This window comes from Photorhabdus laumondii subsp. laumondii, from assembly GCF_003343245.1.
Lineage (GTDB): Bacteria > Pseudomonadota > Gammaproteobacteria > Enterobacterales > Enterobacteriaceae > Photorhabdus > Photorhabdus laumondii.
This window is the reverse complement of sequence record NZ_CP024901.1, coordinates 1403601-1416959: the sequence shown is the minus strand read 5'-3', so window position 1 is coordinate 1416959 and position 13359 is coordinate 1403601. Positions and strand designations below refer to the sequence as shown.

Annotated in this window: 10 protein-coding genes and 1 pseudogene; 2 read left to right on the top strand and 9 right to left on the bottom strand. The window is 45.0% G+C overall.

Translation table 11 applies throughout. The features are described from left to right. Window positions 1-214 precede the first annotated feature (214 nt). Window positions 215-595, top strand: a complete 381-nt coding sequence (locus PluTT01m_RS06265) for a type II toxin-antitoxin system RelE/ParE family toxin (protein WP_011145550.1) — start codon at window positions 215-217, stop codon at window positions 593-595. After that, window positions 576-914 carry a helix-turn-helix domain-containing protein gene (locus PluTT01m_RS06260; RefSeq protein ID WP_011145549.1) on the top strand — a complete coding sequence of 113 codons (339 nt, stop codon included), beginning with the start codon at window positions 576-578 and terminating at the stop codon, window positions 912-914. Before PluTT01m_RS06265 ends, PluTT01m_RS06260 begins: the two co-directional genes overlap by 20 nt. A 328-nt stretch (window positions 915-1242) precedes the next feature. On the opposite strand, the gene PluTT01m_RS06255 is transcribed toward PluTT01m_RS06260, so the two are convergent. The 9 genes and pseudogenes from PluTT01m_RS06255 to PluTT01m_RS06215 all read right to left on the bottom strand — a co-directional run bounded on the left by PluTT01m_RS06255 (window position 1243) and on the right by PluTT01m_RS06215 (window position 13358). Continuing rightward, entirely contained in the window at window positions 1243-2247 is a 1005-nt protein-coding gene (locus tag PluTT01m_RS06255; protein ID WP_011145548.1) for an IS110-like element ISPlu13 family transposase, read from the bottom strand. Between the two features lie 306 nt (window positions 2248-2553). Beyond that, a pseudogene (locus PluTT01m_RS06250) lies at window positions 2554-2934 on the bottom strand (aminotransferase class III-fold pyridoxal phosphate-dependent enzyme); the annotation flags it as partial. Between the two features lie 142 nt (window positions 2935-3076). Then, complete coding sequence (locus PluTT01m_RS06245; RefSeq protein ID WP_011145547.1) at window positions 3077-6259, bottom strand: non-ribosomal peptide synthetase; 3183 nt, start codon at window positions 6257-6259, stop codon at window positions 3077-3079. Window positions 6260-6268: 9 nt separating this feature from the next. Then, the gene (locus PluTT01m_RS06240) at window positions 6269-7504 is read right to left on the bottom strand and encodes a cytochrome P450 (protein ID WP_011145546.1); all 1236 of its coding nucleotides are present in this window, start codon (window positions 7502-7504) and stop codon (window positions 6269-6271) included. Next, complete coding sequence (locus PluTT01m_RS06235) at window positions 7501-9024, bottom strand: MbtH family NRPS accessory protein (RefSeq protein WP_011145545.1); 1524 nt, start codon at window positions 9022-9024, stop codon at window positions 7501-7503. The genes PluTT01m_RS06240 and PluTT01m_RS06235 overlap by 4 nt, the downstream gene beginning before the upstream one ends. Beyond that, entirely contained in the window at window positions 9024-9788 is a 765-nt protein-coding gene (locus PluTT01m_RS06230) for a thioesterase II family protein (protein WP_011145544.1), read from the bottom strand. Before PluTT01m_RS06230 ends, PluTT01m_RS06235 begins: the two co-directional genes overlap by 1 nt. Beyond that, window positions 9785-9964, bottom strand: coding sequence for an MbtH family NRPS accessory protein (locus PluTT01m_RS06225; protein ID WP_011145543.1), 180 nt, complete (start codon window positions 9962-9964; stop codon window positions 9785-9787). The genes PluTT01m_RS06230 and PluTT01m_RS06225 overlap by 4 nt, the downstream gene beginning before the upstream one ends. Continuing rightward, complete coding sequence (locus PluTT01m_RS06220; protein WP_011145542.1) at window positions 9961-11607, bottom strand: ATP-binding cassette domain-containing protein; 1647 nt, start codon at window positions 11605-11607, stop codon at window positions 9961-9963. The genes PluTT01m_RS06225 and PluTT01m_RS06220 overlap by 4 nt, the downstream gene beginning before the upstream one ends. Then, window positions 11604-13358: an ABC transporter ATP-binding protein gene (locus tag PluTT01m_RS06215; protein ID WP_011145541.1), complete on the bottom strand. Its 1755-nt coding sequence runs from the start codon at window positions 13356-13358 to the stop codon at window positions 11604-11606. Before PluTT01m_RS06215 ends, PluTT01m_RS06220 begins: the two co-directional genes overlap by 4 nt. Window position 13359 lies beyond the last annotated feature (1 nt).

The window sequence follows — 13359 nt, the reverse complement described above, 5'->3', positions numbered from 1 at the left end:
TTACCTTGGGGCATTTATGTGGTAAAGCAGCTAAAGAAGCCACTTTAACGTATAAGTATTCATGGGCCGATAATGGGTAATAGTCCGGTTGAATTGCCCACTTTACCGCTAAATAACTCAAGTGCCCCAGACTTTTTTATGCTCTCCCCTAGTTGCTGAGTATACCATTTCTGGTATACTGAATTCACACAATACCAGAAAAGGTATAAACAGGATGGAGCAACAAAGTGAAAAGCTGCTAGTGTGGATAGGCAGCAGCAAGAAGGACTTGCTGAACTTGCCGAAGGACGTGCAGCGCTTCTTTGGCTTTGCCCTAGACTTCGCGCAGCGTGGCGAAAAGCATGATGCTGTGAAGGTGATGAAAGGGTTTGGTGGTGCCGGCGTTCTGGAAGTGTTGGAGGACGACATAGGTGGTACCTACCGAGCGGTGTATACGGTGAAATTTGACGAAGCGGTCTTTGTGCTACATGCCTTTCAGAAGAAGAGTAAGCACGGCATAGCGACGCCGAAAGAAGATATGGACATCATCCGTAATCGACTGAAAGTGGCCGCTGTGATGGCCCAGGAGATGAAAAATGAAAGAGAAAACCATTAATGGCGTAGCGGTTGAAATCAGCTCCGGCAACGTGTTTGCCGATCTGGGTTTCCGTGATGCCGAAAAGCACAAAATTAAATCCGGCTTGGCCTTTGAGATCATCAAATCTATCAAGCGTCTGGGGCTGACACAAACTACTGCTGGCGAACGTATTGGGATCAGCCAGGCAAAAGTATCCCACCTGTTCCGGGGCGATTTTTCCAACCTGTCAGAACGTAAGATGATGGAGTGTCTGAATCGGCTGGGGTGTGACATCGAGATCACTGTCAAGCCGACTACTGCCCAAACCGGGCATTTAATTTTGGCACATAGCGGGTAAGGTAAATTTGCCCATCTCTGATTAGCGGTGGGTAAAGACCAAACACATTGAAAGTTATAGAACATAAAAATCTATGGTTCCCCTCGTTTTTGCAACACTCATTTTGATGAATTTTTGGCTTGCTTAAATCTATCCGGCGTCACTGTAGGCAAGGAGCCTGCGCCTCGATGAGTTCCGCGCCTGATGAACCTTAAAACCTTGTCGGCTTGAAAGAGCCATTTTTTATGTTAGGTTTCTCATCAGGCCGGTAGGCCGTTCATGTCATCAATAATCAGTCTTCGCAAAACCAGTGGGGTAACATTTAAATAGGTTCACAATGACGCCAGCTTTAGGCGACAAATACCGTGTGTTGTGTCGTAATGGCCCACGCTATCCGGGCGAGTTTATTAGCCAATGCACAGGCCACGATATTAGAGTGCTTTCGTTCAAGCTGCTGCTTAACCCAGTCAGCCAGTTTTCCCTGCCGGTGTTCAATCTGTTGCATGAATGACCGGGCGCAGAGTACCAACAGTTGCCGGAGCGTCTTATTACCCCGTTTACTGATACCCAATAAGGTCGTCCTTCCCCCGGTGCTGTACTGGCGGGGAACCAAACCCGTCGAGGCCGCAAAATCCCGGCTGCGAGAATATTGTTTTCCATCACCCAGTTGTGAGGAAAGCACACTCGCCGTGATGGGACCAATACCGGGGATCGTCATCAGCCGTTGTCCGGTATCATCCTGAATGATTTCCTGTGACAGTGCGGTCTCAATCTCGGTGATTTGCCCAACCAGATAGTGATAATGCGCCTGTAACCGTAGTAATATTTGCGCCAAATAAGGTGGAAGAGGATGTTCGGCCAAAACAGTGGAGAGTCGTTTTATCACGGCAATCCCCTTGGGCATACTGATGCCAAACTCAAGCAGGAAAGCTTGCATCTGATTGGTGGTTTTGACTTTATCCCGGACCAGTGATTCCCGGACACGATGCAACGCTCGCATGGCTTGTTGGGCTTCCGTTCTGGGCTGAACAAAACGCATTGAAGGTCGTGAGGCGGCTTCACAGATGGCTTCCGCGTCAATAAAATCATTCTTGTTACTTTTGACAAAAGGACGGACAAACTGCGGTGAAATCAGCTTAGCCTCATGCCCCAAATCAGCGATCCGCCTTGCCATGAAATGCGCGCCAGCACAGGCTTCCATCACAACCGTTGCCGGAGAGCAATCGGCTAAGAATTCCATCAATTTAGTTCGGGTGAATTTTTTACGTAGCAGAGCTTTTCCCGATGGCTCCTGACAATGGACATGAAAAGAATGTTTGCCGAGATCGATGCCAATCAGTGCGATAGTGTTCATGATGGTAGCCTCTTATCAAAGATAATCACTCTGCTAATATACTGCCGTTAGAGTGAGGGGAACCATCTCATTACCTTGGGGCATTTATGTGGTAAAGCAGCTAAAGAAGCCACTTTAACGTATAAGTATTCATGGGCCGATAATGGGTAATAGTCCGGTTGAATCGCCCACTTTACCGCTAAATAACTCAAGTGCCCCAGACTTTTTTATGCTCTCATTTTTACGCTCTCCTGTGGAAGAACCCCCAAATTTGACGATCAATTTAATCGAGGATCTAAAATATCTATTACTTTAGCTAAGACTTCATCAACGCTCCACATAAGCATCCATCACAGGCTGACGATGATCCTTATTACCTGTCAAACTTAATGAGGTTCCTGTCATACCGTGAAAACCATTGGTAAAAGCAACGACTCGACAGCGTTGGGTTACTTTACGTGCAAGCTTAATCGCCGATTCAACAACACTGCTACCAGTCGGTGAAGTAAACTGTAGTTTATAGGTCAACCCTCTGGGTACCAGAATGTTTTCTTGAAAAGCGGTGATAAAGTCTTTTTTCGCTTTAGTGTGCAAATCCAATGCACCTTGAATACCATCTTCATTGATGTACTGAGATACAGCCAGTTTTAGTGCGTAATGGTTATGCCCATAATTCAACGCCCCTGCACAACTGAGAAAATCAAGATATGGCGAGCCATCTGTTTAAGTTCTCCTCCAAATGTTTTCTGAATGAGGCTAATGTAAGTCAGCCTCGTAGATTAGATTTCTGCGTTTACAGCAACTAAAAACTGTGAAATCAAATACCAAAAAATTAACTATCCGACGATAATTAAATAATCTGCTCGGATACAAATGCTATGTCTTCTATCTTTTCACTAAGTCGTTCGGCCAACGCTAAAGCGAATCCCGTGCCATAACGTTTTTCATCTGCTGTCACATTTATTAAAATACCTTCGCCTTTCAAATCATTTATCAACTCAACCCTAATCGGTAAGCTGGTATGGTCACGCACATCTTCATCACTATTCACCAACCCTTGCTCTAATAACTCATTGCGAGAATGAAAATGAACGTAGCTAAATGCAGCCTCGAAGGGTGGCCCTCCTAACATGGTTTGTATTTCTGAATATGGAAAGCGTCTAAAGGGCAATATTTCTTTTTCAGCATCGAAAGACTGTCTTGCCAGTGCCTGCCAGTTATTAGCAGAGTCAAGATTCAACTTTATCGGAATATGATTAAGGAACAGTCCAAGAGTTAAATCCGCACCTTCCATCTCAGGCCTACCGTTAACAGACATCCCTGCAACAAAGTCAATATCTTGTAACTGATGAGCTGTTGTCAGATAGAAACCAGCAAAAAACATACTTTTTAACGGAATGCCCCAATCTGATACATTTTTTAACAATTGCTCCACTGTTCTTTCCGGCAAGACCAGTACTGCTTTCCTATAATCAGTATCTTGATATCTATCCGTTTTTTCTTTAGCTGAATATTGACTAAAAAACTGTTTCGCCTTGTCGTTATCGAGCGCTTCTCGCTCAAGTCTGACAAACTCTGACAATGGTGCCGGTTGCTCCAATAAAACAGACTCGCTAACTAAATTGGCTTGATACAATCTCAAAAGCTCAAGGATAAAAACAGACTCACTCCAACCATCAAGGATCGCATGATGAAAGGCATAAGCTAACCGAAATTGTCCTTCATTCAATGCCGCCGCATGTACCCTCATTAAAGGAGCCTCTTCAGGATCAAATGGTTGGCTTAACTCAACCATTACTTTTTCGTGACGTGCAGCCAACTGTTCATCATCAAGATTTGTGTAGTTTTCCACTATAAGTGGCAATGATGGTAGTGATTCAACCAATTGCATCACTTCACTAAAAGAGGCCAAATCAAATTTTGTTCTGAGAACCGGGTGCCTTTTGGCTATTGACTGAAGCGTGTCGTGAAGTATTTTTTCATCCAGTGGCAAGTTGACATCCCGAGCAATAACATCAAGGTAGATTGCTTTACCACTGTATAATCCCTCAAACAGCATCCCTAGCTGCAATCTCGTCGCCGGATAAGCAGTTTCGATATTAACAGGCAACCTTTGCTTATCCGTTTCATTTATCAGTGGGTTCTCATTCTGCTGACTGAGAGCTTCTTCTGTTTGTGCCAAACCGCGGCAAACCCCACGCAATGCCGGATTGCGAGTTAGTCCATTATCTGTTTGTTCTGGGAGCACCAAATCTTTACACATCGCCCTAAGCGTCGAGGTACGAAATAAGGTAGAGAGTGTCAGATTGAGTCCTCGTTTTTCAGCTTCCGCGATAACCTGAATAGCCAATAACGAATCGCCTCCCAACGCAAAAAAATCAGCATCAGGCACAACATCAAATGGCCCTAGAATTTGTTGCCAGATCTCTGCCACCAGTGCTTCTGTCATGGAGAGTTCACCGGATACCACCTCTTCTAATCTCTCAGCCTCTTTCCAACCCATCAAAAATCGACGATCCACTTTACCACTGCTTGTTAAAGGTAGCTGTTCATGCTGAATAAACTGACTAGGCCACATATAGCTGGGTAACAATGTTTGAACACGAGTGATGATAGCTTGCTCAACATCAGTGTTTTTATGAGTTGTATGATCAATGTGAGTTGTATAATGGGCGACCAGTTGTTCAACATGGCGATCACTGTCAATGTTCAGCACAACACAAACAGCACTCACATCCTGACAGCTTTTTATTGCATGCTCTACTTCTGCCAGCTCAACTCGATGACCCCGCACTTTGACCTGATCATCAAGCCTGCCCACAAACTCAATCAGTCCATCATTCGACAATACGCCTTCATCACCAGTAGCAAACATTCTGGCTCCTGGTTGGGTGGAGAAAGGATCAGGTAAAAAACGCAGGCTAGTTAGCCCAGGTTGATATAAATACCCCCGTGCGACAGACTGTCCCCCAATATAGATTTCACCACGCTCACCTGGCCTGACCGGTCTTAACATCTCATCCAATAAGTACATTTCCGCATTGACGATAGGTTTACCTAAGGGAGATTTTATCGCATCAATACTTAATGATGACATAGAGTAACTACTCACCAAGGTCGTTCCTTCAGTCGGGCCATATACGTTATTAAATAAAAAGTGTTTGCCTAATTTCTGCTTCCTGGACAAATACTTAAACGCATGAGTGACTGACATTGCATCGCCACCAACAAGCAATTGAGGTACGCTATCCAGAGCCTCTTCGCGATAATCTACCAATACGTGAAATAAGGCAGGTGTCAGTAGCAATATCGTAATTCCATGTTCAACAAGGCATTTCGGTAGCTCATCAATGGCTTGATATGAAGGAGAAGCCAATACCAATGCCGCGCCATTAGTCAATGCTCCCCATATTTCAAAGGCAGAAGCATCAAAAGCCGCAGGTGCTAACTGCAATATTTTTTCATTAGGTCCGAAATGAACGTACTGCTGTTTCTGGCTAACGAAGTTGGTAACGCCATGATGAGTCACTCCCACTCCTTTGGGGCGTCCTGTACTTCCCGAGGTATAGATAACGTAAGCTAGCTGTTGACTGGTAACTTGTGGCAGGATTTTTGGCACTACAGATTGGATTTCATCGATATAAACAGTGGCAACATTTTCAATGACCGTTGAATCTTTCATCATAGTTCGAGTTAACACCAACCTTGTACGCGAGTCCGTTATCATATAACGAAGTCGCTCAGTCGGATAATCGGGTGGGAGTGCTAAATAAGCAGCACCAACTTTAAGCGCAGCCAACATCGCTATGATCATGTCAGAAGAGCGCTCAATATGGATTCCAACCACATCTTCAGCCCCGATATCTAAGTCCATTAGTCGATAGGCAAGTTGGGTAGCACGGTCTTGCACATTTTGGTATGTCATTTCTACATGATGTGCACTAATGGCGATCTTGTGAGGAGCATTCTCAACCATCGCATCAAATTGTTCATGCAACACTATTCGTTCATGCAACACTATGCGTTCTTTCATTATTTATTCCTATGAATAATGTGCAGCAGTCAATTTGACTGGCAAGCGATGGTAACCAGATAGAAAAGTCGAATAGATAGGGCTGGGTTCTCCACTCAAAGAGATCTGATCAACGAGCTCCACAAGCGCCTCCAGCAGTGCAATAATTTCTATTCTGGCAAGAGCGGCACCAAGGCAAAAATGAGCCCCATATGAAAAAGAAATATGCCGATTATCACTCCGATTCAGATCAAGCTGATTGGGTTTAGTAAAGACGGTTTCATCAAAGTTAGCAGACCGATTCCAAACAATGACAATATCACCAGCCCTAATCTGCTGACCGCCTAATTCAACATCTACCGTTGCGGTCCGACCACCATGTAAAGCCGGCGTGGTCCATCGCAACAACTCCTCTACTGCCTTACTAATTTCTGCTTCACCACGTCGCAATTGAGCCCAGCATTCTGGATATTCGGCAAATGCTTTTATGATCCCTATCAATGCCAACCGAGTTGTTTCATCGCCACCCAGTAACACGCTATAACAATTGAAGACGAGTTCTTCTTCTGTTAATGCCAGGGAGTTTTGAGTCATTGCTATCAGGTTACTTATAAGATCATCTTCCAATGGCGCGATTTTGCGAGTCTGAATACATTTATAGAAATACATCAACACTTCATTTCTGGCGAGGCGGGTATCTACTTTATCAACTGACAAAGAGTTCGAAGCCAGTGCTGCACTTGCATTGACAAATAGTTTTGCTCGATCCGATTCTGGAACTTTTAAAATGTCACATATGGCCGCTAACGGAATATGTGGTGCTACATCAGTGGCAAAGTCACATTGCCCGGATGTTACTGCATTACGTACAAGCTCATGCATCGCATTTTTGATTCTTTTCTGTACCGACATCAGGTTCTTAGGGCTGAAAGACTTTAACAACTCTTTACGGATTTGACGGTGTCTATCTCCATCAGACACTGCAAGCATGCGACCACCCGCTGTGTCTCCATCATGTAACAGTGTAGCCATGACATTTCCACGAACAGAGGTAAAGGTTTGACTATCACGGTAAACCCGCATAGCTAACTCATGGGTGCTGACAACCCAAAATCCTGATTGACCATTGACCGCAGGATGCCAAGCGACAGGTGACTCATTACGTAATTGCCGCCAGATGTTATCTATATCAGGACGTAAATGAGTCAGGGGGTCAGTGAGATTTATGTTATCCGGCACTTTAGCTACGTTTGAAATAAGATTCATATCGCCCCCAATTCATGCGCATCAAGAATTTGAACGGCTTCACTGTCCATAAATCGAACATGAAAACGCAAGCACTGCCCCATACGCTGATAAATATCCAGAAATGCCTTATGGTTATCCACTTTGCCCAACACCATGTTAATTTCATTGGTTTGTGAGCCTCCCGGCAAAGTAGCTCCTGCCCATACATATGGGCGATATGACGATACACCCTCAAGAGAGAGAAGTTCATCTTCCCCATTAATTCGGAGAATTTCACATGGACGTGTTGGCGCAATATGGCAGATATTGAAATAGACGTGCTCAGGATTGAACACAGGGAGATCAATCATTTTTCCCAGCGCTAATCGTGCAGCCATTTCAAGCAGACTAATATTGAGGCTGATTTTGGCCATCTCGTTGATACCCCCGCCCACTCGGCCATTTACTTCAATGATCCTGGGTCCCTGCTCGGTCAACTTCAGCTCGGTATGGGTGATCCCCCGATTAACCCCTAACACGTTGATGGCACTTGACGTTAATGCATAGATTTGGTTTTGTTCACTATCACTTAAAACTGATGGCCAGATATGACCATATTCACGAAAAGGGGGACTAAGTGGCATCTTGCCGGTCACATTTATATGCTTAATCTCTCCGTTAACCACCAAGCTCTCAACCGAGACATAGTCACCAAAAGGCAACGATGGCCGCCCCTGGAGGAACTCTTCCAATACCAGTGAACGACCACCATCAAATCCAACCTGTTTATTTGAAAGCAGTTTTTCTACAAGGCTCTTTCCTGTTTGCGGATCTTCAATAAGATAAGTATCGATGCTGCCACCACCATAGGCTGGTTTTAACACTGCGGGAAGACAAACCTGTTCAACAGCTTGCTCCCAATCTGACACAGTGTTAATGAGGTAGAATCTTATCGACTCAATGCCAGCCTCTTGTAAAGCCACTCGCTGCTTATATTTGTCAGTAAGCCGATAGACCGTTTCGAGATTGTGAAAAGGCAAATTCAAGTGTTTTGCCAGCGTAGCTGTAAGACGTAAGGCACGCTCACTAAATGTCACAATCCCCGCAGGATTAAGGTGAGCAAGTTCTGATACCGCCCTTGCAATATCAGAACCATCAACTACGTGACCAAATCGTGAAAAGTAGGATATGCGCTCTCTTGTGTGTTCGTTTGAATTGATAACAAGTACAAGTGGTGCAACCCCATTCAATTCAGTGACAATATCTTTGGGAAGGGCTGCGCCTTCATCATAAATCACTATCAGAGGTTGATTATCAAAGGATTGTGGGCCATTACGCAGAGAAGCCGGGCGCATATCGGTCCAAACTTCTTCAATCCATTTTTTACATGCTTCTTGCGTCCCACTAAAACCGGTCGCTCGCCATCCGGTAGCGACAGGCCATTCAGAATGAACACAGGCATATTGCTCTTCATCATTTATTACAACCAAATATTCATCCGTCAAACCTTCAAAACGGGATGAATACTTCATTTGTGTTTGGGTATTTTCATCACTCATTAGCGCAGACTTCCTTCTTTTAAGCAAGTTTGACGGATATACAAATAAATGTCGTAAAGCTGATCTCGATAATAGAAGTGATCTCCAGGGAACATGACTAATTGGCAAGAATCATGTGTCAGCGATTGCCACTCTTGTAAATGATATGGGCTCACCCACGGGTCACGATCACCGCCAATGGCTAAAATAGGGCAATGTACCTTGCCACTGGCTTGTTTGTGCTCAGCCACTAACAAATAATCAGCACGCAATACAGGCAACATGAGATCAAGCACATCCGCATGAAGCAGTTTCTTATCTTCATTTCCTATATTGGTTTTTAGCTCTTCAATCCAAGCTTCCCGGCTCATACGGAGTATCTCTTCTGGCACCATACTATTCAAATGTGGTGGACGTGCTGCTGATAAGACCAAATATTCAACGGTTCGGTTAGCTTGTTCTAAAAGTAATGCCAGTTCATGACATAACAAAGCGCCCATACTATGACCAATAAGAAGAAGAGGCCCCTGTGTATGCAGCAATACATCTTTTGCCGCGGTAGCCACCAAATCTCTTATACATAAAGGGAGTGGTTCAATACTTCGAGAACCTCGTCCCGGATACTGAAGCACCAGCACTCGATAACTATCAGTCAACAGTTGCTGAACCCAGTCGGTCATAGAATAAGCACTGCCGCCGCCAAAAGGCGCAATCACAACAGTCATTGTCGTCTGCTGTCGATCGCAGTAATTCCATAATCCTGGCGTCAGTTGAACACGTTTCATTCCAACGTCTCTGCGGAAACTTTCAATTTAGGATCACTCCAATATGTAGCTATCCAATCCAGGCATTCTTGTTCTGATCCCGAAAAACCCACATTTTGCCACCCTAACGGTAATATCCGCCCTTCAGGCCAAATGGAGTGCTTACCCTCTTTGTTACATACCACCCTGTAATTCATGATGTTTCGCTCCGCCGTTTGATAGTCACCACTTGATCCGCCTGAGCAAGCAGGTCAATATTTTGCGAGGCTACAATCCAGATCCCCGACCACTTTTTAGGCAGTGCTGACCATATGGCTCGGGCGGTATCAGTATCCAGAGATGAATCGCAATCATCGACGACATAAACTTCGGCTGAATGACATAGCATACGGGCCAATGTCAAACGTTGGCGCTGGCCTCCTGATAACTGTTTGACACTACCGGACCCCAGCACAGTATCAAGCCCTTCAGGAAGATCAGATGAACCCGGTTTCAGATATACTGCCGTTAACGCCCGCTCCATAGTTTCATCACTGACAGCGTCGTTACCCAGTGCCAAGTTATCTCGAACAGTACCGCCAACAAAGCCAGCACCTTGACGGGCATAAGTAACTTTAGGGCTTTGCCACCAATCGACGTCTCCACAAACTTCTTTGTTATTCCAAAGCACACTTCCTGATAAGTGTCGTTCCAGCGCGAGCAGACCGCGAAGCATACGACTTTTACCGGAACCCACTTCTCCATTAACGACAATCAGTTGATTGGGTGTGGCTGTAAACGAAATAGGTTGCGTATCGCTATTGCAACAAAGCCCCCTCACTGTCAGTGATTTCAGGATGTCATCAGCAATAGGGGCTTCGCTGGCAGGCTGCTCTGTCTGTAACAGTGGCTGAATTCGCTCGTAGCAGACATCGGCATTTTTATAGTTAGCCAAGGCGCGACCGAAAAAGAAGATCTGCTCACTGACCCAACCGATATAAGTCAAAAACAGAGCCAATTTACCAATAGTGAAATCGCCACTGACAATTCGGGTACTGACAATAATCAAAACAATAGATGTACCTAGCATCACGATGTTACGAAATAGCCCCGACAGCAGATCAGTGAACATTTGATGCTTTGCCTGCACCGCCCGACGACGTTCAAAACTTGCCGAAAGTCGCTCAATATGCAGATCCAACTTTCCACCAAGGCGAAGGTCACGGATTCCTGCCAATATGTCGGTGATACGACCCGCAATTTGGCCTTGATATTGACGTTTCTCCTCCTGTAATGCTCCGACCTTATGTTTGAGAGCTATGCCCAGCCACAAACCACCAGCCATCGGTAAAAGCGCCAATGTCGTCACAATGTCAGTACTCAGCAACACCACAAGTGCTATCAACAATAGTACCGCTCGGTAGAAGAAATCCGCTGTCCAACCGAGAAAAGAGGCTACTTCATCACTGTCATTACGAATACGGTTGAGCATATCCCCTTGAGAAAGACCCAGATCCGCGCCAGAGTGGCTGCAATTTATTCCCTCCAGAATGCGTTGTTTAAGATATGCGCTGACCTTAAAAATAAGGGTAAAATCAATCTGTAAGCCAAAAATCAGTATCACTGAGCGTAATACCATTGAGCCTACCGCCAATGCCAATAGCCACCAAACCGCTGAGCCTACGGGATCGATAACAGCACTATCAAGAAGCTGGCTGATGGCAAAACCAACGACCAAAGGTAAGCCGTGGATCAGCGTCCATATAACCATGCTGATGAAGTAAAGAAAGGAAAATCTGCGCACTAAACTCAGTAAAGAAGGCAACATTTTTGATGGGAAAAAGTGGGTTAACCCCGTCATGATATAAGTTCCCTATGTTTTGTTAACGTTTTGATCCCTGCGCCATGAAGGAGTTCCTCGACACGGCCTTCATTCATGATAATGACTTGGTCAGCAGTGGATAATGTGTGCAGGCGATGGGCAACGATGATCACGGTACGATTAGCGCTAATTTTTTCCAGTAATCTCATCCAACTCTGCTCAGTGCGAGGATCTAATAGCGAGGTGCCTTCATCGATAATGATTAATTGTGCGTCTTGAAGCATGGTTCTTACCCCGGCAATCATTTGGACTTCCCCTTCCGACAATGAACGCCCCCCAACCCCCACCAAAGTATCCAGCCCCTCTGGTAATGTCTTCGCCCATTTATGGATCTCTAACTCTTCGAGCGCGCACCAAATTGCATCATCTGAAATGCTGTTATCGAACAGAGTTAAATTTTCGCGTAGTGTTGCTGAAAAGAGATACGCTTTTTGGCTTAACACTGCCACACGATTGGCAAATTCATCAGGATGAATGGAAGTGACCTCAACACCAGCAAGAGTAACCCGTCCGCTATCAGGCTGAGCCAACCCACACATGAGATTGAGTAATGTGCTTTTACCTGCCCCCGTGCGCCCAACAATGCCTACTTTGCTTCCAGCGTCCACACTGAAGCTCACGTTATGTAAGACTTGCTTACCCTGACTTTCATAGCGAAAGTCAACCTGATCAAATTGAACTGACAGGGGGCCTTCAGGTAGCTGATTCTCTACACTGTTGTGATTGACTTTCTCCTCATCTCGCAACATCTTGACTACCAGTGATAAGGTCGCCATCAATTGTTGTACCTGATCTACCTCCGAAGACATCTCTTCCATTGGCTCTCTGAGTCGGTCAACATAAAGATAAATCATGGTTAACGTACCAATACTGATACTGTTATGACCGAGTAATTGCAGCCCAAATCCAAAACCCAGGCCAAAACTCAAGGCAAAAAATAGCTGGGTAATCGGCCAAAATATGCGTCCGCTGACATAGGCTTTACGTTCCATTTTTAATAAGCCAGAAAGCATCTTCTGTAGTTGCAAAGCAGGCCAACGGCGTCTTCCCAATGAATGCAAATCATCTTTCGCAGCAAGAGCATCGCCGATAAAACCAAATATGTGGGCTTTCTCTTCACGGGCTTTTTTCCATCGCACTACTGCAAGGTTAGTAAGTTTCACCAGAACATAAGCCACAACGAGAACTAACACGGTAATTGCGATACCTACTTCTGGGATAATAGAAAACAAAATCACCAAAGTACCTAATGCTAATGCGATATTGCCTATAATTCGGAATCCGGATTCCGCAATAGTTTTTCCAATAATGTCCGCATTCCCCTCAATCTTTTCAAGGAGCTTACCCTGAGCTTCACTTTCAATTTGCAGGATAGACCGATTGTGCACAACATGATGAAATAGCTGACGCCTAAACGCATCGGCAATACCCCAACCTGCACTGGTACTGCAATAACTGGTAACCAGACCAGCGATAACACCGGCAAAAGAGATGATTGCGTATCCTAAAGCCAAGAGGACAAGTTCATAAACAAAAGTACCTGCGGTCGCTTTATCAATGTAATGACGGATCACAAATGGCCCCGCTAAATCACAAACCAGTGTGACAACTAATGCCAGAAAGGTGCCAATAATGGCTTTTTTCATTGTCCGGGCGCTCTGCCAAAGCAACTTAAAACCTGTTAATGGGTTAGGAGAATTCATACCTTGCATATTCGTTTGTATTTTCATA

Bases quoted from the DNA above. Each gene is read 5' to 3' on its own strand.
- PluTT01m_RS06260 (WP_011145549.1), top strand. From the start codon at position 576: ATGAAAGAGAAAACCATTAATGGCGTAGCGGTTGAAATCAGCTCCGGC.
- PluTT01m_RS06235 (WP_011145545.1), bottom strand. From the start codon at position 9,024: ATGAGTGATGAAAATACCCAAACACAAATGAAGTATTCATCCCGTTTT.
- PluTT01m_RS06230 (WP_011145544.1), bottom strand. From the start codon at position 9,788: ATGAAACGTGTTCAACTGACGCCAGGATTATGGAATTACTGCGATCGA.
- PluTT01m_RS06255 (WP_011145548.1), bottom strand. From the start codon at position 2,247: ATGAACACTATCGCACTGATTGGCATCGATCTCGGCAAACATTCTTTT.
- PluTT01m_RS06225 (WP_011145543.1), bottom strand. From the start codon at position 9,964: ATGAATTACAGGGTGGTATGTAACAAAGAGGGTAAGCACTCCATTTGG.
- PluTT01m_RS06265 (WP_011145550.1), top strand. From the start codon at position 215: ATGGAGCAACAAAGTGAAAAGCTGCTAGTGTGGATAGGCAGCAGCAAG.
- PluTT01m_RS06245 (WP_011145547.1), bottom strand. From the start codon at position 6,259: ATGAAAGAACGCATAGTGTTGCATGAACGAATAGTGTTGCATGAACAA.
- PluTT01m_RS06215 (WP_011145541.1), bottom strand. From the start codon at position 13,358: ATGAAAATACAAACGAATATGCAAGGTATGAATTCTCCTAACCCATTA.
- PluTT01m_RS06220 (WP_011145542.1), bottom strand. From the start codon at position 11,607: ATGACGGGGTTAACCCACTTTTTCCCATCAAAAATGTTGCCTTCTTTA.
- PluTT01m_RS06240 (WP_011145546.1), bottom strand. From the start codon at position 7,504: ATGAATCTTATTTCAAACGTAGCTAAAGTGCCGGATAACATAAATCTC.